The sequence below is a fragment of the Cupriavidus sp. SS-3 genome (assembly GCF_035818815.1).
Lineage (GTDB): Bacteria > Pseudomonadota > Gammaproteobacteria > Burkholderiales > Burkholderiaceae > Cupriavidus > Cupriavidus taiwanensis_C.
The window spans coordinates 97,011-121,198 of record NZ_JAYLVT010000018.1 but is presented as its reverse complement, the minus strand read 5'-3'; the positions used below and the strand labels follow the sequence as shown (position 1 = coordinate 121,198).

The following is a 24,188-nucleotide window of genomic DNA, read 5'->3' as shown; positions in this document are numbered from 1 at the left end:
CATCGCCGGGCGGCTTCGGCCTTGTGAAGTAAAACTTTGCGATGCCGTGCTGAAAGTTTTAACGTGCTTTTCTTGCGAGCTTTCGCGCCAACAGTGACGCGGGGGTTTGCTGCTAGTATGCAATGTCAAAAAACCGGCGCGGACGCCGACCGCATGCCCTGCCCGGCTGTCCTACCTGTTGATGCCCATGCCAAAGACCTTCGCACGACGGCTTGCCTTGACTGCCCCGCTGCTGCTGGCCTGCGTCGGCGCCCACGCCACCGAAGGCGCGCTCGGGCGCCCCGTGACGGGCACCAGCGTGCTTCCCAACGCGGGGGTGGTGTCGCCCGAACCGGCGCTGATCGTCAATGTCGGCGAGATCTACCTCGACGGCTCGATCGGCGGCAGCCGCACCGTGCCGGTTGCGGGCAAGGCTTCGGCCGGCATCGACGGCAAGATCGCCTTCACCCTGGCGACCGTGATGAAAGTGTGGGACACCGACACCGGCGCCTGGAACTTCGCCTCCAGCTTTACGCTCCCGTATGTGTGGACCAAAGTCACGGCCAACCTTGCCGTCGGCGGCCGCAGCCTCGGCACCCAGGACACCGCCTCGAACCTGTTCGACATCTCGTTCGCGCCGGTCATCGCGGGCTACCATTTTTCCAAGACCGAACACGTGGCGCTGAGCCTGAACGTGTGGGCGCCGACCGGCAAGTACGACCCCAACGCCCTGGCCAATCCCAGTCTCAACAACTGGACCTTCATCCCGCAGGTGGCCTACACCCGGCTGTTCCCCGAACACGGGCTCGAGTTCGATGCCGTCGCCGGCATCCAGTTCTACACCCGCAACCACGCCACCGATTACCAGAACGCACCGCTGTTCACGCTCGACACGATGCTGCTCAAGCGCTTTGCCAACGGCGCCGGCGTCGGCCTGATCGCCGGCACCACGCAGCAGCTGGGCGACGACAGCGGCCCGCTGGCCGACCGCCTGAACGGCTTTCGCGGCCATGACTGGGCGGTAGGTCCGATTGTCACCTACGACACCAAGATTGGCGCCAGGAGCCTGCTGTCGCTCGGCCTGCGCTGGGTGCCCACGGTGGCCAGCAAGAACCGGCTGAAGAGCACCAACACCTTCATGGGCACGGCGACACTGGTGTTTTGATGGCATCACGCGTCAACTTGAGATACCCACGCGCCAGCGTCCGCGTTGATCAAGCGCAAGCTCCAATCCCTTTCCTGCCTGCAAACTGGCGCCCATGACGACGTTGCCCTCTTCTTCCCCCGCTTCCAGCCATCCCCCCGACGCCAGCCACCCCACCTCCGCAGCCCCCGCCGTGCCGCCGCGCCGCCGGGCGCTAGTGCCGCGCGGCCGCTTCGCCTTTGTCACCGGCCTCCTCAGCTGGACCCTGCTGATCGCCAGCACGCTGTTCTGGTGCACCCTGCTGTTCCCATTCGCGCTGCTGAAGCTGGCGCTGCCGTTCACCGCCGTCAGGCGGCGCATCGACCCGCTGCTCAATGGCATCGCCACCGCCTGGATCTCGGGCAACACCGGCTGGTTCGCGTGGATCCAGCGCGAGCCCTGGGACGTCCGGGGCAACGAGGGCCTGCGCTATGCCGACTGGTACCTGGTCAACTGCAACCACCAGTCGTGGGCCGACATCTTCGTGCTGCAGCGGGCGCTGAACCGGCGCATCCCGCTGCTGAAGTTTTTCCTGAAGCAGCAGCTGATCTATGTGCCGGTGATCGGCCTGGCCTGGTGGGCGCTGGATTTTCCGTTCATGAAGCGCCACGGCAAGGCCGAGCTGCGGCGCAATCCGGCCTTGCGGCGCCAGGACCAGGAGACCGCCCGGCGCGCCTGCGCCAAGTTTTCGCTGGTGCCGACCAGCGTGATGGTGTTTGCGGAAGGCACGCGTTTTACCGCGGCCAAGCACGCCGCGCAGGATTCCCCCTACCGCCACCTGCTCAAGCCCAAGGCCGGCGGGCTGGCGGTGGCGCTGAACGCGATGGGCGACAAGTTCCGCTCGCTGATCGATGTCACCATCGTCTACCCGGAAGGCGCGCCCGGCTTCTGGGACCTGGCCTGCGGGCGCGCGGGGCCGGTGCTGGTGCGGATGCGCCAGCTGCCGGTGCCGCCGTCCTTCTGCAACGCAGACTACGGCAGCGACAAGGCCTTCCGCACCGAATTCCACCACTGGCTGGCAAGCCAGTGGGAGGCCAAGGATGCGGAGATCGACGCGCTGACGCCGGCGCGCGAGGGCTGAGCCGCGGCTAGCCGGGCAGCCGCTCGATGGCGCGCTTGCCCTGCGCCACCGCCGCCGTCAGCGAAGGGCTGCCGGCGTTGTCGCTGTTGGCGATGCTGATGTTGCCGACGCCAGCCAGGCCCGGCCACGCCGCGTCGGGCGCCACGTTCTCGCCGGCCAGGCTGTCGGGCATGTAGCTGTAGCCGTGCGCCCAGCGGTTGACGGTAATGCCGCGGATGACATCCTTCGAAGCAAAGCCCTGGTGCCCCAGCATGCGGTCAAGTTGCGCGCGGATGTCGCGCTCCATGGCCTCGAACGGCGTGCCCAGCAGCAGGGCGCGGCCGGCGCGGAAGCGGTCGCGCGCGGGCATGCCGCTGTCGGGCACGGTCGGCACATGGAGCATGTGCAGCACCGCCGGATCGGAGGGTTCCCGGCCCGCGGGCGGCTCCAGCCAGAGATCGGTGTAGGGCATGGCGGGCGCATGGATGCGGCGGGTGCACAGCGCCGCAAACGCCTGCCAGTGGTCCAGTGCCACCTTGGTATAGACCAGCGGCGCCTTGGCCTCGTTGTGCAGCGTGGCCTTCTGCTGCGCCGGCAGCGACGGCAGCAGGTACGGGATCATCATGTTGTAGCCGGCCAGCACCACGTGGCGCGCCTCGACCCGATGCAGGTTGCCGCTGAAGCCATAGGTGACGCGCGTGATCGGGCCGTCGGGCTCGACCGCGATCGCGGTGCTGTTCAGGCGCAGCCGCACCGGTTGCCCGTCGCGGTCCAGCTGGCCGTAATCGAACGCGGCCGACACCACCTGCGCCGGCGCGGCGATGCGGGCCACGTCCGGGATCAGGCTCTGCACCAGCAGTCGCGCCAGCGAGGCATTGCCATCGGCAAACCACAGCCGCGAGGCGGGCGACTTGCCCAGCCGCGCGTTGCCCGCCGGCGCTGGCATGTTGGCGCCGGCGGGCAGGCCGATGGCGATGGCGTCGGCCACCGAAATGCCGTCGGCATCGAGCGCGTAGGCATCGAGGCTGCGGCTGCGCAGGAAGCGCTGCCCGGCCAGGCCGATGCCGGCCTTGTCGCGCAGGAAGGCGGCGTAGCGCATGGTGCGCAGCGCCGCGCTGCGTTCTGCGCCCGCCAGCGCCGGCAGGTAATCGGTGGTGCCGGCGACCAGCCGCGCCAGTGCGGCGCGGTCCGCGACGGGCAAGGGCGCGCTGTCGAGGAAGCGCGACAAGGCCGCAGGATCGGGGCCGCCAGACGGGCCGCCCGCGCGCGCGCCGCTGCGCGCGTCGATCGCTTCGCCGAAGGGGTCGCCTGCCACCCACTGGTCGCGGCCGAAGTGCTCGGCGTCGAAGAACACCGCGCGGCCCATGCCGAGCGCGGCATACGGGTCAGCGGCCGCCGCCGCGGGCGGCTGCGCGGCATCGAGCCCAAGCCCGGCCAGCAGCTCGCGCACCGCGGCGTCGCCGGCCGCGCTTGCCGGCATCTCGGCGCTGCCGCCATAGGTCACCAGCCGCTTGCCGCGCACCGTGAACTCGTTGCGCTTGGCGTGGCCGCCGAAATCGTCGTGGTTGTCGAGGATCAGGATGCGGCGGTTGGCGCCGAAGCGGCGGCGGTAGAACCACGCCGCCGCCAGGCCGCTGAGGCCGCCGCCGACCACCACCAGGTCGAAGGCTTCGCGCGCCAGCACCGCGGGATACTTCGCGCCTTCGCGCGCCAGGCTGTGAGCCAGCGTGTAGGTGCCGGCATGGTTGCCGCGCAGGCCGGTCAGCGCCGGCGGGTAGGCAGCGGACGGCGCGCCCGCGCGCGGCTGCGCGTGCAGCAGCTGCGCCGGCGCCAGTCCCGCGGCAATCGCCAGCGCGGTGCCATTGAGGAAGTCTCTTCGGGTGATCGTCATCGGCGGCTCATGGTCGGGCGTCGGCCTGGCGCTGCGCAGCCAGGGCCCGGCGCCGCGCGGCCACGTCGGCCTCCGCTACCGGCGCGGCGCGGTTGCCCCAGCTGCCGCGGATAAAGGTCAGCACGTTGGCCAGCTCCTGGTCGTCCAGGGTCCAGCCATAGCCGGGCATGTGGTAGTCCGACGGCGCGGTGCCCACCCGGGCGGTCACGGCGCCGTCGAGCAGCAGGTTGACCAGCGATGCCGGATCCGGATCGGCCACGGTCGGGTTGCCGGCCAGCGGTGGGAATACCCTGGCGAAACCTTTGCCGTCGGCGCCATGGCACGGCATGCAGAACACCGCGTACTGGCGCGCGCCGGGCAGGTCGAAGCGGCCATGCCGCAGCTGTTGCGCGGTGGCGGGATCGGGCCGGAACGGCTTGTCTTCGCCGCGCGCGCCGGGCAGCGACTTGAGATAGGCGGCCACCGCATCGAGGTCGGCCGGGCTCATGTACTGGGTGGCGGTGGAAACCACCGTGGACATCGGGCCGAACGAGGTCGCGTGCGCATTGCGCCCGGTGCGCAGGAACTCGGCGATGTCCGCGCGCGACCAGGCGCCCAGTCCGGTGAGCTGGTCGCCGGTCAGGTTGGTGGCCGACCAGCCCTCGACGCTGGCGCCGGACAGGAAATGCCGGCTGCGCTCGTCCAGGCCCTTTTCGGCGAACAGCGTGCCGCGCGGCGTATGGCAGGCGCCGCAGTGCGCCACCGCCTGCACCAGGTACGCGCCGCGGTTCCAGGCGGCATCGCGCGCCGGGTCGTTACGCACCGGATCGTCATCGAGAAACAGCACATTCCACACCGCGAGCAGGCCGCGCATGCCGAACGGCCAGCGCATCTGCGGCGCGGGATTGCGCTGCGCGACCGGCGCCACCTCGGCGCGCAGGTAGGCGTACAGGGCCGCCACGTCGTCGCTGCGCAGGCGCGCGTACGACGGGTACGGCATCGCCGGATACAGGCGCTTGCCGTCGCGCGCCACGCCATGGCGCACGGCGCGGTCGAATTCGGCCAGCGTGTAGGCGCCGATGCCGCTGGCGGCATCGGGCGTGATATTGGTCGAATACAGCGTGCCGACCGCGGTGCGGATCGGCAGCCCGCCGGCAAAGGGCTTGCCGCCGGTGCTGGTATGGCAGGCGGCGCAGTTGGCGATGCGGGCCAGGTAGCGGCCGCGTTCGACCTGCTGCGCGTCGCCGGCGGCCTGCGCCAGGCCCGCGGGCAGCAGCAGCGCCACGGACAGCCCGGCGAGATTGCGCAACGCGCGGAACAAAGCGAGGCCAGGCCCGTGAAAAGGAAAGCGCATGGATGCAGTCAGCTCATGCCGCCGACACGGCCCAGTTGGCCGCCAGCACCAGGCAGGCCACCAGTCCGGCGGCAACGGCCACGCCGGTCACGATCAGCGGCACCGGGCGCAGGTTGTCCAGGTCGCGCTGGTGCTCGCTGCCCTGGCGCAGGCCGAAGAAGCCCCACAGCACGGTCCGCAACAGCCTCAACGGGTTCATGGCATCTCCTCGCACAAGGGCAACGGGTATCGGGACGAGAGGCCGATTATGGCCCGTCGCCGCCAGCCATACCAGCATCAGATAACTGGAAAATTTACGTATCAGTTGGCTGCGTCCGGGCGATAATCCCCTGACCGCCGCCGCCCTGCCCCCCACCATGAAACGGTACGAAGCCCTGGCCGAAACCCTGGCCGCCGATATCCGCAACGGCAGCCTGCCCCCGGGCACGCGCCTGCCGTCGATCCGCAAGACCGTGGCCCAGTACGGCGTCAGCCCGTCGACCGCGTTCCAGGCCTATTACCGGCTGGAAGAGCGCGGACTGGTGCGGGCGCGCGAGCGCTCCGGCTACTACGTGGCGGGGCCGGCGCGGCGCGAGCTGCCGCAGCCGCAGGCGCGCCCGTCGCGGCAGGTGTCGACGCAGGTGGACATCTCCAAGCTGGTGTTCGCCGTGCTCGAAGGCGCGCGCGACCGCGACCTGGTGCAGTTCGGCTCTGCGTTTCCATCACCCGAGCTGTTTCCATGGGAGCGGCTGGGCAAGTCGCTGGCGCGCGCCGGCCGCGCACTCGACCCGTGGTACTCGGTCAACGACCTGCCGCCCGGCAATGCCGCGTTGCGCCGCCAGATCGCGCTGCGCTACCTGGGCGCGGGCGCGCCGCAGCCGGCCGAAGACCTGGTGGTCACCAACGGCGCGCTCGAGGCGCTGAACCTGTGCCTGATGGCGGTGACGCAGCCGGGCGACGTGGTCGCGATCGAGTCGCCTGGCTTCTACGCCTCGCTGCAGGCGCTGGAGCGGCTGCGGCTCAAGGCCGTCGAGATTCCGGTCGATCCCGCCGAAGGCATTGACCTGGGCGCGCTCGACACCGCGCTGTCGCGCCATCCGGTCAAGGCGTGCTGGTTCATGACGCAATTCCAGAATCCGCTCGGCGCCAGCATGTCGGAGGACAAGAAGAAGGCGCTGGTGGCCTTGCTCGCGCGCCACCAGGTACCGCTGATCGAGGACGACGTCTATGGCGAGCTCTACTTCGGCAACCGCTGCCCGCTGCCGGCCAAGGCCTTCGATACGCACGGGCTGGTGATGCATTGCAGCTCGTTCTCCAAGACCCTGGCACCGGGCTTCCGCATCGGCTGGGTCGCGCCGGGCCGCTTTGGCGAGGCGATCCAGCGGCTCAAGCTGATGACCACGCTGTCGGCCGGCGTGCCCGCGCAGGTGGCGCTGGCCGAATACCTGCAGCACGGCGGCTACGACAAGCACCTGCGCAAGCTGCGCCACGTGCTGGAGATGCAGCAGGGGCGGATGATCGACGCGATCGGCCAGCACTTTCCGGAAGAGGTGCGGGTGTCGCGGCCCGAGGGCGGGTATTTCCTGTGGGTCGAGTTTGCCGCGGGGTTCGATGCGCTGGCCTTGCACCATGCCGCGCTGGAAGCCGGCATCGGCATCGCGCCGGGACCGATCTTCTCGGCGCGGCAAGGCTACCGCAACTGCATCCGGCTCAATTACGGGCATCTGTGGAACGACCAGGCCGATGCCGCCGTGGCCACGCTGGGGCGGCTCATCGCGCAGCAGCAGGCGGCCTAGCGCGCATCCCGCTGCCGGCGCAGCGCCCACTCCAGCGCCTCGAACCCGGCCTGCACCAGCAGCGCCAGCACCGCAGCCGGGATCGCGCCGGCGAGCAGCAGCGTGGTGTCGTTCAGCGCCAGCCCGGTGGCGATGCGCTCGCCGAAACCGCCGGCGCCGACGAACGCCGCAATGGTGGCTGTGCCCACGCTGATGATGGCCGCGGTCTTGACGCCGGCCAGCAGCACCGGCAACGCCAGCGGCAGCTCCACATAGCGCAGCACCTGCGCGCCGCGCAGCCCCAGCGCGCGCGCCGCGTCGCGCATGCCCTGCGGCACCTGCTCCAGCCCGGTGGCGGTATTGCGCACGATCGGCAGCAGCGCATAGAGAAACAGCGCCACCATGGCCGGCCATACGCCGATGCGGCCCAGCAGCGGGATCAGCATTGCCAGCAGCGCCAGCGACGGCACCGTCTGCAGCACGCTGACCGCGCCCAGCACCACCTGACCGGTGCGGCGCCGCCGCGCCGCCAGCATCCCCAACGGCACGCCCACCAGCGTCGCGGCGCCGACTGCGCCCGCCACCAGCCCGACATGGCGCCGCGCCAGGCGCGCGGTGTCGGGGCCGAACAGCGCGGCCAGCAGCCGGCTGCGCTGAGCGTCAGCAGCATGCGCTGCCTGCGCTCCGCCACCGTCGAGGAAGGCGCGCGCGATCGCGGCAAACGGCTGGCCATCGAGCTCCGCCGCCGCGTTCATGGCGATCATGTCGTCAGCGCTGACGCGTCCGGCCAGGTGTTGCAGCGCCTGCCAGGCCTGCGGAAAGCGCTGCGGCACGTCGAGCCGGTAGACCACCACGGCGTCGTAGCGCGGAAAGTAATGCCGGTCGTCCGCCAGCACGCGCAGCCGGTACTTGCGGATCTTGGCGTCGGTGGAATAGATGTCGATGGCATCGACCTGCCCTGCCGCCAGGGCCTCGTAGGCAACGCCGTGGTCCAGCCCGAGCGGGCGTTGCGGCAAGCCATAGCGGCTGGCCAGCCCGGGCCAGCCATCGGCGCGGCCGAGGAACTCGTGCGACAGCCCGAGCCTGAGCCCGGGCTGCGCCGCAAGATCGCTCAAGCGCTGCAACGACCCGGCGCGGGCGTCGGACACGGCCAGCGCATAAGTGTTCTCGAATCCCAGTGGAATCCCCGCGCCCAGCCCCATCGGCGCCAGCGCGCGCCGGATCTGGTCGAGCCCGGCGCCGGGCGGCAGCTTGAGGATTTCGGCGGCCAGCGTGCCGGTGTAGTCGGCGTAGAGATCGATGCTGCCGGCCTTCAGCGCTGCGAACACGATCGCGGTATTGCCCAGGCCGGGCTGGTGCTGCGCAGTGCCGGGCGGCCCCGCGGCCTGGCTCAGCAGTTCGCCAAGGATGTAGGACTCGGTGAAGCGCTTGGAACCGACGCGCAGCGGATCCGCCGCATAGGCCGGCAGGCTTGCGCCAAGTGCGGCCGCCAGCACCCATGCCAGGGCCAGGCCCAGCCTTTGCTGCACGGGCCATGCCCTGCCGCCTGCCCGACTTCCACGAATCCCGGCCAACGCGTCCGTCCCGATATGGCGCCGGTGTGCGCCCGGCATCGCTACATCATAGGCGGCGCATGAACTTATCCCGAAATAGTATTTGCAATCTGCATGTTGAAGGCGTCAGAATCCAGTTTAGACATACAACCCGTTAGCGCGCCCCCAATCCTCTCGAGCCCCATGGATATCCGGCAACTGGAAGCCTTCGCCGCAGTCGTCACCACCGGTAGCGTCACCGCCGCCGGGCGGCTGCTCGGCCGCTCGCAGCCGGCCATCACGCGTCTGATCCAGGAACTGGAAGCGGAGCTCGGCTTCGCCCTGTTCACACGCAGCGGCCCGCGGGTCAGCCCGACCGAGCAAGGCTTCCTGCTTTACGACGAGGTCGAGCAGACGCTGGCGGGCATGCAACGGATCCGCACGCGCGCCGCGGCGCTGGCGCGCGGCGATGGCCGGCCGCTGCGCATTGCCGCCACGCCCGCGCTGGCCGCGGGCCTGCTGCCGCCGGCGCTGGCACTGGCGTTCGCGCGCGGGCTGTGCGCGCCGGAACGCGTGGCGGTGCAGAGCCAGTCGCCGGAACAGGTGGTGCACGCGGTGCTGACCGGCGCCGCCGACATCGGCCTGAACAGCCTGCCACTGGAGCACCGCGGCGTGACCGTGCACTGGATCGGCCAGTCCGCGTGCGTGGCGGCGCTGCGCGCCGACGATCCGCTCGCGGCACGGCCCGCCCTCACCTTGCAGGACTGCCGCGGCCGCCGCCTGATCACCATGCACAACCCTTACCGGCTGCGCCGCCGCGTCGACCGCGCGCTCGCCGCAGCCGGCGTGCCGGCGGCGGGCGTGATCGACACCAACACCTCGATCAGCGCCCTGACCCTGGTGCGCGCTGGGCTGGGCATTGCCCTGCTGGAGCCGGTGACCGCGCGCGGGCTGCCGCTGACCGATATCGCGGTGCGGCCCATCGATGCCGATATTCCGTTCTTTTTCGGCGTGATCACGCCGCAGGCGCGCCCGGCCAGCACCGCCGTGCAAGGGCTGGTGCAGGCGGTGGCCGACGCCGCTGCCGCGCTGCTGCCCGACCTGGTGCGGCGCGAGCCGGCGGAGCACGGCGCGCTGCTGCAATCGCTCTATGGCGACGCAGGCTATGCGGCTGACCCCGGCGATGCCGTGCACCACCCCACCCACGATTCCGAACTGACTAGCCATGACTGACCCCAACGTTGCGACCGCTCCCCCGCCCGCGGGCCTGGCCGCCCTCGAAGCCCGGCTGCGCCAGGACCTGGCCTGGCTGGAGCTGCCCGCCAAGGCCTGGACCATGCCGCGCAGCGTCGACGGGCAGGAGGTGCTGGACGTCGCCGTGATCGGCGGCGGCATGGCCGGCCTGGCGGCGAATGCCACGCTGACGCACCTGGGCGTGCGCGTGCGCGCCTTCGACCGCGCCCCGGCGGGCTATGAGGGCCCGTGGGCGACCACCGCGCGCATGGAAACGCTGCGCTCGCCCAAGCAGCTCACCGGCCCCGCGCTGGGCCTGCCGGCACTGACCTTCCGGGCCTGGTTCGAGGCGCAGTTCGGCGCGGCTGCCTGGCAGGCGCTGGACAAGATCCCGCGGCTGCAATGGATGGACTACCTGCGCTGGTACCGCGAGGTGCTGGCACTGGATATCCGCAACGAACACCAGGTCGAGCGGATCGTGCCGCGCCCCGACGGGGTGGTGGCGCTGTCGATGCAGACCCCGGCCGGCCCGCACACGGTCCTGGCGCGCCGCGTGGTGCTGGCCACCGGCCGCGACGGCCTCGGCGGCGCCTATGTGCCGCCGCTGGCGGCCGCGCTGCCGCGCCACCTGTGGGCGCATTCGTCGGACGAGATGGACTACGCCGCGCTGCGCGGCAAGCGCGTGGGCGTGGTCGGGGCCGGCGCCTCGGCCATGGACAGCGCCGCGACCGCGCTGGAGGCCGGCGCCGCCAGCGTCGAGATGCTGATCCGCCGCGCCGACATTCCGCGCGTCAACAAGAGCAAGGGCGCCGGCAACCCCGGCCTGACCTTCGGCCACTATGGCCTGCCCGACGCGTGGAAATGGCGCCTGCGCCATTACATCAACAGCCAGCAGGTGCCGCCGCCGCGCGGCAGCACGCTGCGCGTGTCGCGGCATGCCAACGCGTACTTCAACCTGGGCGCCGCGCTGGAAGCGATCGAAGCGCAGGGCGATGTGCTGCGGGTGCGGACCCCGCGGGGCGAGTTCGAACTGGACTTCCTGATCTTCTCCACGGGCTTCCGCATCGCGCTGGAAACGCGCCCGGAATTTGCCGCCTTCGCCCCGCATGTCCGCTTCTGGCGCGACCGCCATGCGCCGCCCGCGGGCCAGGAAGACCGCGAGCTGTCCGATTCGCCCGATCTCGGCGAAGCCTTCGAATTCCAGGAAAAGACTCCCGGCGCCTGCCCGGGCCTGACGCGCATCCACTGCTTCTGCTATCCGGCGGCGCTGTCGCATGGCACTGTCTCCGGCGATATCCCGGCGATCAGCGACGGCGCGCGCCGGCTTGGCCAGGGCATTGCCGCGCGGCTGTACCAGGAAGACATCGAGCTGCACTACGCCGCGCTGCAAGCCTATGCCGAACCCGAGGTCTTCGGCGACGAATGGGTGCCGGCGCCGCCGCCGGCGCTGCGCACCGCCAAGGCCTGAATCCCTGATCCCACTCCCGACCCAACCCAGACAAGAGCGTCCGATGACCCAGCCCCCGACTTCCCCGGTCGACCTGATCGACCAGCTCACCGGCCTCGCGCCGGGCAGCGCCACCCACGCCCTGCGGCACCAGCGCGACAAGGTCGTGGCCGCCACCCAGGGCAGCTACGATGCCCTGTTCGACCCCGAACTGCCGGGCCTGTCGCTGGCGGAACGGCTGCTGGTGGCGCTGTACGCCGCCCGCCTGACGCCGTCGCCGGCGCTGGCCGCGCACTACCGGGGCCGGCTCGGGCAGCTTGGCGCCGATGCCAGCCAGGTGCGCGCCGCGGCCGAGGGCACGCCTGCGGACATCGCCGAGCCGCGCCTGCGCGCCATGCTCGAATTCACCCGCAAGCTGATCGAAAAACCGGTCGAGGGCGACCAGGCCGCGCTGCTGGCACTGCCCGCCGCCGGCCTGAGCACCCCGGCGGTGGTCACGCTGGCGCAGCTGGTCGCGTTCCTGTCGTACCAGGTGCGGCTGGTGGCCGGACTGGACGCGCTGAAAGCCCTGCAAGCCCTGAATGACAACCCCGCCGGAGCCCAGGCATGAGCGAAATCATCAAATCCCACGGCTTCACCAACGAAGTCCTCGACTGGAAGGCATGGCTCGACGTGGTCGACCTCGACCAGGCCACGCCCGAGCAGATCGCCGTGCTCGAAGAGAGCCACCCCAAGGCCAAGGTGCAGGACTACTACCGCTTCCTGGTCCACCAGCCCGAGATCCTGCGCCAGCGCTCGACCGCCTTCAACGCCATCATGTACGCGCCCGGCGGCATGCCGCGCGCCGAGCGCGAGCTGTCGACCACGGTGGTGTCGCGCATCAACGGCTGCGTCTACTGCGCTTCGGTGCACGCCCAGCGCTTCGAGCAGCTGGCCAAGCGCAACGATGTGATCCGCCAGGTGTTCGACGACCCCTTCAGCGCCGGCACCACCGCGCGCGAACGCGCCATCGCGAAGTTCTCGGCGGAACTGACCGAGCGTCCGGCCGAAGTTTCCGCCGAGCAGCTCAGGCCGCTCCGCGAGGCCGGCGTGACCGATGCCGAGATCCTGGACCTGATCCACTCGATCGCGATCTTTGCGTGGGCGAACCGGCTGATGCTGAATCTTGGGGAACCGGTGTTTCCCGAGCAAACCGGCGCATAGCTTCAGCTGGCGTCAGGCGCCCGTCGCGGCGTGATGCACGGCCAGCCAGACCGTAGGCTGGTCGGCATCGGTCCACGCGACGCGGTGCCGGCAGTGGGCCGGCAGATGCAGCCAGTCGCCCGGCGCCATGCGATGCTCGCCGGGCTGCCCCTCGATCTCGAGCGCGGCACTGCCGCTCAGCAACAGCACCCATTCCGCCTCCGCGCTGTCGTACCAGAAGCCCGCGGGGCTGGCCTGGCCGTTGGAGACGATGCGCTCGATGCGCAGGCCCGGGCATTGCAGCAGCGGCTCGAAGATTTCCTGCGCCGCGCCGGCCGGGACGCCGGCAAAAAGGTTTCCGTGTTCCGTCTGCATGGTGCCCCCTTCCGGCGCTGCTTGCGCCTCGCTCAGTCGCCCGGCCCGGGCGCGAGCACGTCGCGCGCGCCGTTGCGGCCCATCGGCGAGACCAGTCCGGCGACTTCCATCTGCTCGATCAGCCGCGCCGCGCGGTTGTAACCGATGCGCAGCTGCCGCTGCACCGCCGAGATCGAGGCGCGGCGGCTGGTCAGCACGAAGCTGGCGGCCTCGTCGTAAAGCGGGTCGGCCTCGCCGTCGCCGCCGCCGTCGCCGAACAGGTCGGCGCCGCCGGCCTCGGCCGGGTCGCCGGCGAGAATGGCCTCATCGTAGTCGGGCTCGCCGAACTGCTTCCAGTGCTCGACCACGCGATGCACTTCGTCGTCGGCAACAAAGGCGCCATGCACGCGCTGCGGATAGCCGGTGCCCGGCGGCAGGAACAGCATGTCGCCCTGCCCGAGCAGGCTCTCGGCGCCCATCTGGTCGAGGATGGTGCGCGAATCGATCTTGGACGAGACCTGGAACGCCACGCGCGTGGGGATATTGGCCTTGATCAGGCCCGTGATCACGTCCACCGACGGGCGCTGCGTGGCCAGGATCAGGTGGATCCCGGCGGCACGCGCCTTCTGCGCCAGGCGCGCGATCAGTTCCTCGATCTTCTTTCCGGCGACCATCATCAGGTCGGCCAGTTCGTCGATCACCACCACGATCATCGGCAGGCGCGACAGCGGCTCGGGTGCATCCGGCGTCAGCGAGAACGGGTTGGGCACCTTCTGCCCCGCGGCCTCGGCGGCGCGGATCTTCTGGTTGTAGCCGGCCAGGTTGCGCACGCCCAGCGCCGACATCAGCTTGTAGCGCTTTTCCATTTCGCCAACGCACCAGTTGAGCGCGTGGGCGGCCTGCTTCATGTCGGTGACCACCGGCGCCAGCAGGTGCGGAATGCCCTCGTAGACCGACAGCTCCAGCATCTTGGGGTCGATCATGATCAGGCGCACGTCTTCCGGCGTGGCCTTGTACAGCATCGACAGGATCATCGCGTTGACCGCCACCGACTTGCCCGAGCCGGTGGTGCCAGCCACCAGCAGGTGCGGCGCGCGCGCCAGGTCGGTCACCACCGGGTTGCCGGTGATGTCCTTGCCCATCGCCAGCACCAGCCGCGAATGATGCGCCTGGAACGAGGCCGCCTTGACGATCTCGGACAGCCGGATCATCTGCCGGCGCGCATTGGGCAGCTCCAGCCCCATGCAGGTCTTGCCAGGGATGGTCTCGACCACGCGGATCGAGGTCACGCCCAGCGCGCGCGCCAGGTCCTTCATCAGCCCGACCACCTGCGCGCCGCGCACGCCCATGGCGGGCTCGACCTCGAAGCGGGTGATCACCGGGCCGGCGCCGGCGCCGACCACGGCGACCGGCACCTTGAACTCGGCCAGCCGCAGTTCGATCAGTTCGCCGGTTTCGCGCAGGCGCTCTTCCGAGACCTGCTCGGCGCTGTCGACCTCGCATTCCAGCAAGTCAGCCGGCGGCAGGCGGTAGTCGACCACGGGTCGCGGCGACGGTGGCGCCACCGGTGCGGGCATCGGTGCGGGCGCGGGCGGCGTCGTGGCTGCCAGCGGCACGGTGCGCCCGACCACGGCGGGTAGCACGATGCGGGGCTTGGCGGGGGTCGGGCCGGCTGGCGCGACTTCGACGGGTGCCCGAGCTTCAGCGGAGGTGGCAGATTCGACGGGCTCGGCGGCTTCCACTGCCTCGCTTGCGTTGGCTACATCGGCTACATCGGCTACATCGGCTGCGTCGATGGCCGGCAACTGCTCCGGCTCGTCGGCTTCGCCGACCAGGCCGTTGCCGTCCATCACGGCGCTTTCCGTGCCGGCGTCTTCGGCCGGGACCAGTGCCACGGCCTCGGGCTCGGGCGCGCCGCCCTCCTCCATCGCGGAACTTGCGACGGCGTGGGCTACGGCGTCAGCACCGGCGTCGTGATCAGGTGCGCTTGCTTCGCGTTCCTGAGCGGTCTCGCCCGTGCTTTCCGGCACGTCTGCCAACAGAGCTTCGACTTCCGCTTCGACAGGGGCTTGCGGCGCGGCGTCAGCCAGCGGCTGTGTCGCGACCGGGTCGGGCTCGGCAGCGTTCACGTCGATGGCAGGATCCGCTGCCGCTTCGGGCATGGCCACCGGCAAGGCGTCCGAGCCCGGGGCGGCCGACTGCACTGTCGCGGGCTTGCCCATCAGGGCCTGCAACTCGGCGAGCAGGTCGAGCGCTTGCTGCCGGAGCGCGGCCAGCGATGGGGCATCGCCATCCAGCGCAAGGGGTTCGGCCGGGACCGCGGTAACAGCGTCGTCGACCGGAACGGAAGCAATGGCCGGCGCCGCCAGCACGATTTCCGGCTCTGGTGTGGGCTCGGTCTCGGGTGCGGCGATTGCCTGCGCTGGGACGACGGCCTCCGCTTCGACACTGGCGGCCGCCTGCGTGGCGACAGCGATCTCGGCGGCGGCGGCGGCCGGCACGGCCACAGCGGCGGCGGCCTTCGCGGACGCTTCCGGCAGCGTCGTGATCGCCGAACGGACCAGCGGCTGCGGCTGACGGAACGGGCTGCTGACCACGGTGGCGCGCAACGGCTGTGCCGGCCGCGGCGCGGGGGCCGGTGCGGGCGCGGCAGCGGCGACCGGCTTGCGTGCCGCCGGCTGGGCGACACGCATTGCCGGTGCGGCGGCAGCCGGCGCCGGCTGCGGGGCACGCTCAGGCCTGGGCGCGCCAGGCGCGTCGGCATGATGCAGCCAGAGCTCGCCCGGCTGCGGCGGCGATTCACGGGTGCGGCGCGGCGGCTGCCAGGCGGGCTGGCGGCGCGCGGAGACGGCCTCGAAACTGCGATGGCGCGGCGCGGGCGCGGTCCAGCCGGCGTTGCCCGCTGCCGGTGCATCGCGGCGCTCGGCCTCGCGCAGCGGCTGGGTGGCGGCGAAGGTCACCGGCGCATCGTCGGGCGCCGTGGCGGGCGCGGCGGCGCGGCGCGGCTTGCGCGCGAACAGGCTGCGCCAGGTCTCGCCGAACACCATCGGCGCGGCCAGCGCCAGCACGGCCAGCATCAGCAGCAAGGCACCGGTCCAGCCGAACAGGCTGCCGAAGCCGCCGGCCAGCGCACGGCCGACGCCGCCGCCGGCGGTCGATTCCGGATCCGCGCCGCTGGTCAGTGCCTCCAGGCTGGCGCTCGCGCACAGCACCGCCAGCGTGCCCAGCCACACACGCAGCGAGCCGGGCCCGGCCAGGCGCCGCTCGCCCGCCAGCCAGCGCGACACCAGCCGCCACAGCAGCGGTACTATCCAGAAAGTCGAAAACCCGAACCAGCCCAAACCCATTATCGACATGCCATCTTCAAAACACCGGGCAGCGATTGTAGCGGTTATGTCAGTGGGCGATTGAATCGGAAAGCGCAAATATTCGTAACGCGGCGCTTTTTGAACGCCATTGCGCAACGATGCCAGGACGATCGCCGGCCCATTCACGACCGCGCCATGGTCTCGCCGGCAATTGGCGTAGCCGCGCCGCGCTACCATTGGGCAACCCGGGTGCATCGCATCGCGGCGCGCCGCCCTCCCCTGCTGCTCACGCTCCATGCCAATCCGTTACGCCAGGCTGCGCATCCTCGTCGTTGAAGACCATCCGTTCCAGCGCGCCGCCGCCGAGGGCCTGCTGCGCCATGTCGGCGTGCAGGCCCTGACCAGCGCGCACAACGGCACGCAGGCGGCCGAGCTGCTGGCGCGCGAGCCGTTCGACGTGGTGCTGTGCGATATCGAGATGCCGGGCTGCAATGGCCCCGAGCTGATCGCCGAACTGCACCGGCGCGGCCCGCGCGCCTTCGCCGGCGCGCCGCCGGTGTGGGTGTGGGTCACGGCGCTGGCCGAAGACATCCTCGATTCCAACCGCGGCCTGGCGCATGCCGCCGGCATCCCGCGCGTGCACGCGCTGCGCAAGCCGCTGGCGCCCGATGCGCTCGAAGTGATCCTGGCCGATGCGCTGGTGCGCCAGGATGCCGAAGCCGGCGTGCCCGCCTGGACCCCCGACGCCGAGGAACTGCTCGCCGCGACCCGCGCCGGCACGGACCTGCTGGTCATGCTGCAGCCCCAGCACGACATTGGCAGCGGCCGCCTGGCCGGGGCCGAAGCACTGGTGCGCTGGCGCCATCCCGAGCATGGCCTGGTGCCGCCCGACCAGTTCATCCCGCAGCTCGAGGCGCTGGACGCGGCCGATCCGGTGTTCTTTTTGGTCGCGCGCCAGTGCCTGGCGGCGCAGCAGCGCCTGCGCGCCGCCGGGGTCGAGGTTGCGATGGGCCTGAACGCGTCGGCGCAGACGCTGTGCCGGCCGGGCCTGCTGGAATCGCTCGACGCGCTGGTGGCCGCCAGCGGCGTGCCGCGGCAGGCGCTGACGGTGGAGCTGACCGAGGGCTACCCGGTGCGCGACACGCTGGCGCTGTCGGTCGCGCTGAACCGGCTGCGGCTGCTTGGCTATGGCGTGGCGATCGACGATTTCGGCGTGGGCATCGCCACGCTCAAGCTGCTGGCGGACCTGCCGTTCAGCCAGCTTAAAGTGGACCGCTCGTTCGTCGCCGCGGTCGACGGGCACGGCCAGCGCGCCACGATCTGCCGCAGCATGATCGGCCTTGCGCGGGAGCTCGGGCTGGAGTGCGTGGCCGAGGGCGTCGAGACCGAGGCCCAGCGCGCCGCGCTGGGGGCCCTGGGCTGTCCGCTGGGCCAGGGCTATCTGTGGTCGGCGCCCAGGCCGGCCGAGGCCTTCGTCGCGGACGCCATCGAGCGCGCGATGGCAACGCCGCCGGCCTGAGCCGCGGCGCCGCCAGCCTTACTGCCCGACCCGGAACGGGTACTTGGCGAAGATCTGCGCCACGGTCCTGTCGATGCGCTGCTGGGCACTGGCCTTGTCGCTGGTGTCGACGCTGCCGACCGCCACGCCTTCCCACACCAGCTTCATCTGGCGCCGGTCGACCAGGTCGATGTTGACGGTGCCCTCGGTGTAGCGGTACACGTCGTTATAGAAGCCATAGCCCGGCCACGGCGCATACAGCCCGCCGCGATAGCCGTAGTAGCCCATCATCGGCGCGGGTGCCGGGCTGACCTCCACCTTTTCCTGCAGCCTGGCATTGAAGTTGACCAGCAGGTCCGGCGACTGCGCCACGTAGCGGTAGCCGCGCGCGCCCAGTTCGCGCTGGACCGCGGTCTTGAAGTACTGGGTGGTCAGGCTTTCATAGCCGGCGCGGTCGGTGCCGGGACGCTCGACAAAGCCGAAGGTGCGGTAGGCGCTGAAGTCCGTCGCGGGGTTGTAGTCGGTCTTGATGTCGGGCACGCTGGCGCAGCCCGACAGCAGCAGCGCCGCGACAGCGGCGGGGAAGAGTTGCCGGAACGCATTCACGTTACATCTCCAGGAATTGGCGGCAAGGCGCGGGATTGCGGGTCGCGCTAGTTGAGCTTGCCGTTGATGCCGCCCACGCTGAGCCGGCCCGCCCCCAGCAGCACCACCGCCAGCGCCGCCCCCAGGTACATGCCCTGCAGCTCCAGGGCCCAGCCGCCGGTATTGGACAGCATGCCAAGCTCCTTGGTATGCACCAGCCCGATGGCGAACAGCATGTTGAGGGCAACCACCAGCGCCGCCAGCCGGCTCCACAACCCGATGATCAGCAGGATCGGCGCGACGATCTCGCCCAGGTAGACGCCGTAGGCGACCCAGGCCGGCAAGCCGGCGTCGGCGACCACCTTCGACACGAAACCGATGCCGGACGCGCCCGTGACCTTGGCGATGCCATGCATCAGGATCAACACGCCAAGCACGATGCGCAGCAGCGCCTTGCCCAAGTCCTGGGAACCCTGAGAGCCACCCATGGCCATTCTCCTTGCCGTTGTCTGTGAGAGGTTATCGATCCATGCGCCTTAGCCCTCACGCGCACGGTTCGCCCCTGTACCTTAGTGCGAGGCGGCGTGAACGTAAAGCCGCAAATGCGCGACATTGGCCAGCACCGGCGCGGCCGGCACCACCCCTTGCACACGGCTCGGCACATGCCGCATGCGGCGCTACACCACGCGGTGCATCGACGGCGTGCGCGGCTGCTGCATGCCGACCTTGTGCGCGCATTCCGGCAACACCTCGCCCAGGAAGTCCAGGAAACGCCGCGTGGCCGGCGTCACGCCCTTGCGCGACGGGAACACCGCGTGCAGCGTGCCGACCGGCATGTCGTACTGCGGCAGCACCAGTTCCAGCTCGCCGCTCTCCAGCGCCTCGCGGCAGAACATGCGCGGCAGCATGGCCACGCCGACCCCGGCGATGGCGGCCTCGCGCAGCAATGCGAACTCGTCGGTGACCAGGCGCGGATCGTAGGCGATCTGGATCGAATCGCCGGTCTTGCAGCGCAGGGTCCAGACATGCTTGCCGTCGTGCGGCTGCTGGCCCACGCCCGGCATGCCGTCGAGCGCCTGCGGCGTGCGCGGCCGGCCGATGCTGTCCAGCAGCGACGGACTGGCCACCAGCATCAGTTCGCTTTCGCCAAAGGTGCGCACCGCCAGGCTGGAATCTTCCATCACCTCGCGCACGCGCAGCGCCAGGTCGAAGCCCTCGGCGATCACGTCGACGCGCCGGTTGGTGGTTTCCAGTTCGATGCGCACGGCCGGGTTGGCGCGCATGAAGTGGCCGATCGCCGGCGCCAGCAGGATCTGGGCGATGGCGATCGGGCAGCTCACCCGCAGCGTGCCGCCGGGCTGCTCGCGCGCCTGCTCGATGACCTCGCGCGCCGCCTCGGCCTCGTTGAGCATGGCGCGGCAGCGTTCGTAAAAGGATTCCCCCAGCGGGGTCACGCGTACCTGGCGCGTGGTCCGGCGCAGCAGCTGCACGCCCAGGTCGCGCTCGAGCTGGGCGATGCGCCGGCTCAGCCGCGACTTGGGCACGCCGGTGGCACGGCTGGCCGCGGAAAAACTGCCGTGCTCGACCACTTGGGCGAACAGCGACAGGTCGTTGAGGTCTTGCATGGATGGCTCCGGGGTCACCCCGATGGCTCCACAACCCGCTCCGGACGGCGCCCGGGGGGCGTTGCATCGGTAGAACAATCATTTGCATTTTGCCTCACTACCGATACCAATGGCCAGCCGCTATCTTTCCTCCATCGCAACCGCATCCTTGTGGAGAAAGACATGAACATCCTGCAGATCGATACCAGCGTCCTCGGCGACAACTCCGTTTCGCGCAGCCTGACCGCCAGAGTGGTGGCCGACCTGGTTGCCGCCAACCCCGGTGCCACCGTAACCGTGCGCGACCTGGACCAGGATGCCCCGGCGCACTTGTCCGGCAACCTGCTGCCCGTGCTGGGTGGTCCCAAGGACGGCCTGAACGCCGTGCAGCAGGCCGAGCTGCAGCGCACCGAGCAGTGGCTGGCCGAGTTCCTCGCCGCCGACGTGCTGGTGCTGGGCGTGCCGCAGTACAACTTCAGCATCCCGAGCCAGCTCAAGGCCTGGATCGACCGCATCGCGCAGGCTGGCCGCACCTTCAAGTACACCGAGAGCGGCCCGGTGGGCCTGGCTGGCGGCAAGCGCGTGATCGTGGTGTCGTCGCGCGGCGGCGTGCGCCAGGATGCCAACGCGCTGGACCTGCACGAGCAGACCGTCGACGTGGTGTTGCGCTTCCTGGGCATCACCGACATCACCTACGTGCGCGCCCACGGCCTGGCCATGGGGCCGCAGTTCCGCGAAGCCGGGCTGGCCAGCGCCCGCACCGAGATCGCGGCGCTGAACGACGCCAGCCGGCTGGCTGCCTGAGCTGGCTGCCTGAAGCCGGCCGTGGCCGCGGCGCCGTCGCTGTAGGACGGCGCCGGCTCGCCCCGGGACCGGATCGGGTCTATGATGGTTCGGGGCGCTACGGCGCCCCGCGTGCCATGGGCGGCGCGCAGCCGCGGCCCGTGGGCGCCGGCGGCGCACCGCCTGCAGTCATCGACCGATCCAACCCGGGAGCCCGCATGACTTCAGCCCTGTTGCCAGGAGCCGCCCTCCATCCGCCGCACGAACCCGCCCTGCTTTCGCAGTACCGGCATGTACGCGCCGCCACCGAGACCCTGGTGGCCGACCTGTCCGATGCCGATGCCACCGTGCAGTCCATGGACGACGCCAGCCCGGCGAAATGGCACCTGGCGCACACCACGTGGTTCTTCGAGGAGTTCGTGCTGGCCGCGCGCGTGCCGGACTACGAGCCGGTGGACCCGTCCTACCGCTATCTCTTCAACTCTTACTATGAAGCGGTCGGGGCGCGGCACCCGCGACCGCAGCGCGGGCTGCTGACGCGCCCGTCGCTGGACGAAGTGCTGGCGTACCGCGAGGCGGTCGACGAAGCGATGCTGTCGCTGCTGGGCACAGCCCAGACCGACGACGAGGCGGCGCTGATCACGCTTGGCCTGCAGCATGAACAGCAGCACCAGGAACTGCTGCTGACCGACGTGCTGCACCTGTTCGCGCAGAACCCGCTGCGCCCCGCCTTTGCCCCGGAACTGCCCGCGCCCGTCATTGCCGACCCGCGTCCCGCGCCGGACTGGATCGGCTTCGACGGCGGCCTGGTCGAGATCGGCCACCGCGGCGAGACCTTCGCCTTCGATTGCGAAACCCCGCGCCACAAGACCTACCTGGCCCCCTTCACGCTGTGCTCGCACCCGGTCAGCAACCGGCAGTGGTTCGAGTTCATCGAGGATGGCGGCTACCAGAGCGCCGGGCTGTGGCTGTCCGACGGCTGGCGCTGGGTGGCAGAGCAAGGCATCCAGGCGCCGCTCTACTGGGAAGAACGCGACGGCACCTGGTGGCAGATGACGCTGCGTGGCATGCATCCGGTCGATCCGGACAGCCCGGTGACCCACGTCAGCTTCTACGAGGCCGATGCGTTCGCACGCTGGGCCGAGCGCCGGCTGCCAACCGAGGCGGAATGGGAGCACGCGGCCAGCCGCCTGCCGGCCACCGGGAATTTTGTCGAGGGGCGCGCGCTGCGGCCGCTGCCGGACCGGCAGAACACCGCCGGCGTGCTGCGCCAGATGTTCGGCGACGTCTGGGAATGGACCGCCAGCGCCTTCCTGCCCTATCCGGGCTTCCGCCCCAACCCGGGCGCGGTGGGCGAGTACAACGGCAAGTTCATGAGCGGCCAGATGGTGCTGCGCGGCGGGTCGTGCGTCACCCCCGAATCGCATATCCGCGCGACCTACCGCAACTTCTTCTATCCGCACCAGCGCTGGCAGTTCACCGGCGTGCGGCTGGCCGACGACGCCTAGGCCGGGGCCCGGTATGGCGCCAGCCAGCGCCACGTCAGCCACGCCAGCGCAACCCACACCAGCACTATGACCACGGCGGCCGCGCGATTGCGCGGCCGTTGCGCATGGGTGGCCTGCCACGCTTCGGCACGGCCGCGGCATTCGTCCTTGACCGTGGCCGGAATCATCCGCAGCGTGAGCCAGATGCCCAGCGGCACCAGCAGCACGTCATCCAGATAACCCAGCACCGGGATGAAATCCGGGATCAGGTCGATCGGGCTGAAGGCGTAGGCCACCACCAGCGCGCCGAGCAGCCGCGCCGCCCACGGGGTGCCGGGATGGCGGCTGCAGAACCACAGCGTCAGCAGGCTGCCCTTGAGCCCGCGCGCCCACTGGCGCAGGCGCGAACCGCTGGCCATCGCCGCCGCGCCGGCTTACCAGCCCTTGCTCTGCGGCGCCGCGGGGCGCTGGCCGCCGGGCTCGGCGACGGGCGGCTTCAGCGGCGGCGCCGCCACGATCGGCGTCTGCGGATACAGCTTCTGCCAGCGCGCCTTCAGCCCGCTGGCGATCTCGGCCTGGTTGTAGCGCTCGGCAAAGTCGATCACGGTCATGCCCTGCTGGTTCTTCAGGCGCATGTCGGCGCCTTCGTCCAGCAACAGCTTGACGGTCTCGATATGGCCGCCGCGCGCGGCCATCATCAGCGGCGTGGTGCCGTTGGGGCTTTCGGCATCGATATACGCGGCATGGTCGACCAGGTACTTGACCACGTCGTTGTGGCCGTTGGTGGCGGCGTAGTGCAGCGGAGCCCAGCCGGTCTTGTTGATCTCGGCCTCCATGTCGTCGACCATCAGCTTGACCATGTCGAGCTGGCCCTGCAGCGCGGCCATCATCAGCGGGGTTTCGCCGGCCGGGTTGGCCTTGTCGAAATCGATATCCTTGGCGCGGATCAGCACCGTGGCCGCCTTCAGCGACTTCTCGCGCAGCGCCAGCACCAGGGCCGGGTTGCCGCGGCTGTCGACCACGTTGGGGTCGACGCCCTTGGCCAGCAGCTTCTTGACGGTGTTGGCGTCGTCGAATTCCACCGCCTTGCGCATGTCGTCGGCCGGCGCGGCCTGAACGATCGTGGCGGCGGCCAGCGCGACAGCGCCGGCGGCACGGCGGACGAACTTCATGTCAAACATGAGATTTCCTATCGATATGCTTGAATAAATTGAAGAAATTTTCCGTGGTCTGTTCCGCGACCTGCTCCACAGGAACCCCGCGCAGTTGCGCGATGAACTCGCCCACATGGCGCACCCAGGCCGGCTCGTTGGTCTTGCCGCGGTACGGCACGGGGGCCAGGTAGGGGGAATCGGTCTCGATCAGCATCCGGTCCAGCGGCACCTTGCGCGCGGTTTCCTGCAGGTCCGCCGCGCTCTTGAAGGTGACGATGCCGGAAAACGAGATATGGAAGCCCTGGTCCAGCGCCTGGCGGGCGACGTCCCAGGTCTCGGTGAAGCAGTGCATCACGCCGCCGGCTTCACCCGCGTTTTCCTCGCGCATCAGGCGCAGCGTGTCCTCGGCGGACGATCGGGTATGGATGATCAGCGGCTTGCCGGTCTGGCGCGCGGCGCGGATATGGGTGCGGAAGCGTTCGCGCTGCCATTCCATCTCGGCGATGCTGCGGCCGTTGAGCCGGTAGTAGTCCAGCCCGGTCTCGCCGGTGCCGACCACGCGCGGGTGGGCGGACAGCGCCACCAGCCGCTCCAGCGTCGGGTCCTCGCCTTCTTCGTAGTCAGGATGCACGCCGACCGACGCATACAGGTTGGGATGCTGCTCGGCCAACGCCAGCACGCGCGGGAAGTCTTCCAGCGTGACCGAGATGCACAGCGCATGCGTGACCTGGTTGGCGCGCATATTGTCCAGCAGTTCCGGCAGGCGCGCGGCCAGTTCGGGGAAATCGATATGGCAGTGGGAATCGACAAACATGGGAAAT

Annotated in this window: 22 protein-coding genes; 10 read left to right on the top strand and 12 right to left on the bottom strand. The window is 70.3% G+C overall.

All coding sequences use genetic code 11. From position 1 onward, the window contains the following. Positions 1-187 precede the first annotated feature (187 nt). Both U9J39_RS23425 and U9J39_RS23420 read left to right on the top strand, forming a co-directional pair. Positions 188-1,144 carry a SphA family protein gene (locus U9J39_RS23425; protein WP_115711641.1) on the top strand — a complete coding sequence of 319 codons (957 nt, stop codon included), beginning with the start codon at positions 188-190 and terminating at the stop codon, positions 1,142-1,144. Positions 1,145-1,340: 196 nt separating this feature from the next. Beyond that, a complete protein-coding gene (locus U9J39_RS23420; protein WP_326348218.1) occupies positions 1,341-2,243 on the top strand; it encodes an acyltransferase in 903 nt (300 codons plus the stop codon). A 7-nt stretch (positions 2,244-2,250) separates the two neighbouring features. On the opposite strand, the gene U9J39_RS23415 is transcribed toward U9J39_RS23420, so the two are convergent. From U9J39_RS23415 to U9J39_RS23405, 3 genes are read right to left on the bottom strand one after another with little or no spacing between them, the layout of a single operon-like run. Further along, a complete protein-coding gene (locus tag U9J39_RS23415; RefSeq protein WP_326348202.1) occupies positions 2,251-4,113 on the bottom strand; it encodes an NAD(P)-binding protein in 1,863 nt (620 codons plus the stop codon). Positions 4,114-4,120: 7 nt separating this feature from the next. Next, on the bottom strand, positions 4,121-5,446 hold the full coding sequence (locus U9J39_RS23410; protein WP_326348201.1) for a c-type cytochrome: 1,326 nt from the start codon (positions 5,444-5,446) through the stop codon (positions 4,121-4,123). Between the two features lie 13 nt (positions 5,447-5,459). Continuing rightward, positions 5,460-5,645, bottom strand: coding sequence for a DUF2970 domain-containing protein (locus U9J39_RS23405; RefSeq protein ID WP_012352788.1), 186 nt, complete (start codon positions 5,643-5,645; stop codon positions 5,460-5,462). Positions 5,646-5,802: 157 nt separating this feature from the next. Between U9J39_RS23405 and U9J39_RS23400 the strand changes: the two genes are divergently transcribed. Next, the gene (locus tag U9J39_RS23400) at positions 5,803-7,221 is read left to right on the top strand and encodes an aminotransferase-like domain-containing protein (RefSeq protein WP_116312552.1); all 1,419 of its coding nucleotides are present in this window, start codon (positions 5,803-5,805) and stop codon (positions 7,219-7,221) included. Here the strand turns inward: U9J39_RS23400 and U9J39_RS23395 are convergent. Continuing rightward, positions 7,218-8,696: a glycine betaine ABC transporter substrate-binding protein gene (locus U9J39_RS23395; protein ID WP_115711639.1), complete on the bottom strand. Its 1,479-nt coding sequence runs from the start codon at positions 8,694-8,696 to the stop codon at positions 7,218-7,220. The genes U9J39_RS23400 and U9J39_RS23395 overlap by 4 nt on opposite strands. Before the next feature lie 240 nt (positions 8,697-8,936). Between U9J39_RS23395 and U9J39_RS23390 the strand changes: the two genes are divergently transcribed. Genes U9J39_RS23390 through U9J39_RS23375 form a run of 4 tightly spaced genes read left to right on the top strand, consistent with a single transcriptional unit; the run spans position 8,937 to position 12,615 of the window. Beyond that, a complete protein-coding gene (locus tag U9J39_RS23390) occupies positions 8,937-9,965 on the top strand; it encodes a LysR family transcriptional regulator (protein WP_116312551.1) in 1,029 nt (342 codons plus the stop codon). Continuing rightward, positions 9,958-11,433: an NAD(P)/FAD-dependent oxidoreductase gene (locus tag U9J39_RS23385; RefSeq protein ID WP_326348200.1), complete on the top strand. Its 1,476-nt coding sequence runs from the start codon at positions 9,958-9,960 to the stop codon at positions 11,431-11,433. Before U9J39_RS23390 ends, U9J39_RS23385 begins: the two co-directional genes overlap by 8 nt. A gap of 43 nt (positions 11,434-11,476) precedes the next feature. Next, entirely contained in the window at positions 11,477-12,022 is a 546-nt protein-coding gene (locus U9J39_RS23380) for a CMD domain protein (protein ID WP_115709436.1), read from the top strand. Next, positions 12,019-12,615, top strand: a complete 597-nt coding sequence (locus U9J39_RS23375) for a peroxidase-related enzyme (RefSeq protein WP_116312549.1) — start codon at positions 12,019-12,021, stop codon at positions 12,613-12,615. Before U9J39_RS23380 ends, U9J39_RS23375 begins: the two co-directional genes overlap by 4 nt. A 12-nt stretch (positions 12,616-12,627) precedes the next feature. Here the strand turns inward: U9J39_RS23375 and U9J39_RS23370 are convergent, their stop codons facing one another. Both U9J39_RS23370 and U9J39_RS23365 read right to left on the bottom strand, forming a co-directional pair. Then, complete coding sequence (locus U9J39_RS23370; RefSeq protein ID WP_326348199.1) at positions 12,628-12,969, bottom strand: cupin domain-containing protein; 342 nt, start codon at positions 12,967-12,969, stop codon at positions 12,628-12,630. 32 nt (positions 12,970-13,001) lie between these two features. Beyond that, on the bottom strand, positions 13,002-16,295 hold the full coding sequence (locus U9J39_RS23365) for a DNA translocase FtsK 4TM domain-containing protein (RefSeq protein WP_326348217.1): 3,294 nt from the start codon (positions 16,293-16,295) through the stop codon (positions 13,002-13,004). A 256-nt stretch (positions 16,296-16,551) separates the two neighbouring features. Here U9J39_RS23365 and U9J39_RS23360 point away from each other — a divergent pair, with 256 nt between their 5' ends. Then, entirely contained in the window at positions 16,552-17,775 is a 1,224-nt protein-coding gene (locus tag U9J39_RS23360; protein ID WP_326348198.1) for an EAL domain-containing response regulator, read from the top strand. A gap of 18 nt (positions 17,776-17,793) precedes the next feature. On the opposite strand, the gene U9J39_RS23355 is transcribed toward U9J39_RS23360, so the two are convergent. The 3 genes from U9J39_RS23355 to U9J39_RS23345 all read right to left on the bottom strand — a co-directional run bounded on the left by U9J39_RS23355 (position 17,794) and on the right by U9J39_RS23345 (position 19,964). Continuing rightward, entirely contained in the window at positions 17,794-18,360 is a 567-nt protein-coding gene (locus U9J39_RS23355) for a DUF4136 domain-containing protein (protein WP_115709426.1), read from the bottom strand. Between the two features lie 47 nt (positions 18,361-18,407). Further along, positions 18,408-18,827, bottom strand: a complete 420-nt coding sequence (locus U9J39_RS23350; RefSeq protein ID WP_115680206.1) for a DoxX family protein — start codon at positions 18,825-18,827, stop codon at positions 18,408-18,410. 189 nt (positions 18,828-19,016) lie between these two features. After that, positions 19,017-19,964: a LysR family transcriptional regulator gene (locus U9J39_RS23345; RefSeq protein ID WP_115709424.1), complete on the bottom strand. Its 948-nt coding sequence runs from the start codon at positions 19,962-19,964 to the stop codon at positions 19,017-19,019. Between the two features lie 162 nt (positions 19,965-20,126). Here U9J39_RS23345 and U9J39_RS23340 point away from each other — a divergent pair, with 162 nt between their 5' ends. Together U9J39_RS23340 and egtB are read left to right on the top strand one after the other, a co-directional pair. Beyond that, positions 20,127-20,747: an FMN-dependent NADH-azoreductase gene (locus U9J39_RS23340; RefSeq protein ID WP_326348197.1), complete on the top strand. Its 621-nt coding sequence runs from the start codon at positions 20,127-20,129 to the stop codon at positions 20,745-20,747. Positions 20,748-20,944: 197 nt separating this feature from the next. Then, positions 20,945-22,234, top strand: a complete 1,290-nt coding sequence (egtB, locus tag U9J39_RS23335) for an ergothioneine biosynthesis protein EgtB (protein ID WP_326348196.1) — start codon at positions 20,945-20,947, stop codon at positions 22,232-22,234. Here egtB and U9J39_RS23330 read toward each other — a convergent pair. Genes U9J39_RS23330 through U9J39_RS23320 form a run of 3 tightly spaced genes read right to left on the bottom strand, consistent with a single transcriptional unit; the run spans position 22,231 to position 24,181 of the window. Continuing rightward, positions 22,231-22,632, bottom strand: coding sequence for a YkvA family protein (locus U9J39_RS23330; protein ID WP_326348195.1), 402 nt, complete (start codon positions 22,630-22,632; stop codon positions 22,231-22,233). The two genes, egtB and U9J39_RS23330, sit on opposite strands and share 4 nt — an antisense overlap. A gap of 15 nt (positions 22,633-22,647) precedes the next feature. Then, entirely contained in the window at positions 22,648-23,394 is a 747-nt protein-coding gene (locus tag U9J39_RS23325; RefSeq protein WP_442784920.1) for an ankyrin repeat domain-containing protein, read from the bottom strand. Further along, on the bottom strand, positions 23,387-24,181 hold the full coding sequence (locus U9J39_RS23320; protein WP_116312543.1) for a TatD family hydrolase: 795 nt from the start codon (positions 24,179-24,181) through the stop codon (positions 23,387-23,389). The genes U9J39_RS23325 and U9J39_RS23320 overlap by 8 nt, the downstream gene beginning before the upstream one ends. Positions 24,182-24,188: the final 7 nt, after the last annotated feature.

Coding starts and splice junctions, on each gene's coding strand:
- U9J39_RS23325 (WP_442784920.1), bottom strand. CDS start 23,394: ATGTTTGACATGAAGTTCGTCCGCCGTGCCGCCGGCGCTGTCGCGCTG.
- U9J39_RS23370 (WP_326348199.1), bottom strand. CDS start 12,969: ATGCAGACGGAACACGGAAACCTTTTTGCCGGCGTCCCGGCCGGCGCG.
- U9J39_RS23350 (WP_115680206.1), bottom strand. CDS start 18,827: ATGGGTGGCTCTCAGGGTTCCCAGGACTTGGGCAAGGCGCTGCTGCGC.
- U9J39_RS23425 (WP_115711641.1), top strand. CDS start 188: ATGCCAAAGACCTTCGCACGACGGCTTGCCTTGACTGCCCCGCTGCTG.
- U9J39_RS23405 (WP_012352788.1), bottom strand. CDS start 5,645: ATGAACCCGTTGAGGCTGTTGCGGACCGTGCTGTGGGGCTTCTTCGGC.
- U9J39_RS23385 (WP_326348200.1), top strand. CDS start 9,958: ATGACTGACCCCAACGTTGCGACCGCTCCCCCGCCCGCGGGCCTGGCC.
- U9J39_RS23390 (WP_116312551.1), top strand. CDS start 8,937: ATGGATATCCGGCAACTGGAAGCCTTCGCCGCAGTCGTCACCACCGGT.
- U9J39_RS23380 (WP_115709436.1), top strand. CDS start 11,477: ATGACCCAGCCCCCGACTTCCCCGGTCGACCTGATCGACCAGCTCACC.
- U9J39_RS23345 (WP_115709424.1), bottom strand. CDS start 19,964: ATGCAAGACCTCAACGACCTGTCGCTGTTCGCCCAAGTGGTCGAGCAC.
- U9J39_RS23340 (WP_326348197.1), top strand. CDS start 20,127: ATGAACATCCTGCAGATCGATACCAGCGTCCTCGGCGACAACTCCGTT.
- U9J39_RS23320 (WP_116312543.1), bottom strand. CDS start 24,181: ATGTTTGTCGATTCCCACTGCCATATCGATTTCCCCGAACTGGCCGCG.
- egtB (WP_326348196.1), top strand. CDS start 20,945: ATGACTTCAGCCCTGTTGCCAGGAGCCGCCCTCCATCCGCCGCACGAA.
- U9J39_RS23410 (WP_326348201.1), bottom strand. CDS start 5,446: ATGCGCTTTCCTTTTCACGGGCCTGGCCTCGCTTTGTTCCGCGCGTTG.
- U9J39_RS23330 (WP_326348195.1), bottom strand. CDS start 22,632: ATGGCCAGCGGTTCGCGCCTGCGCCAGTGGGCGCGCGGGCTCAAGGGC.
- U9J39_RS23400 (WP_116312552.1), top strand. CDS start 5,803: ATGAAACGGTACGAAGCCCTGGCCGAAACCCTGGCCGCCGATATCCGC.
- U9J39_RS23365 (WP_326348217.1), bottom strand. CDS start 16,295: ATGGGTTTGGGCTGGTTCGGGTTTTCGACTTTCTGGATAGTACCGCTG.
- U9J39_RS23375 (WP_116312549.1), top strand. CDS start 12,019: ATGAGCGAAATCATCAAATCCCACGGCTTCACCAACGAAGTCCTCGAC.
- U9J39_RS23360 (WP_326348198.1), top strand. CDS start 16,552: ATGCCAATCCGTTACGCCAGGCTGCGCATCCTCGTCGTTGAAGACCAT.
- U9J39_RS23415 (WP_326348202.1), bottom strand. CDS start 4,113: ATGACGATCACCCGAAGAGACTTCCTCAATGGCACCGCGCTGGCGATT.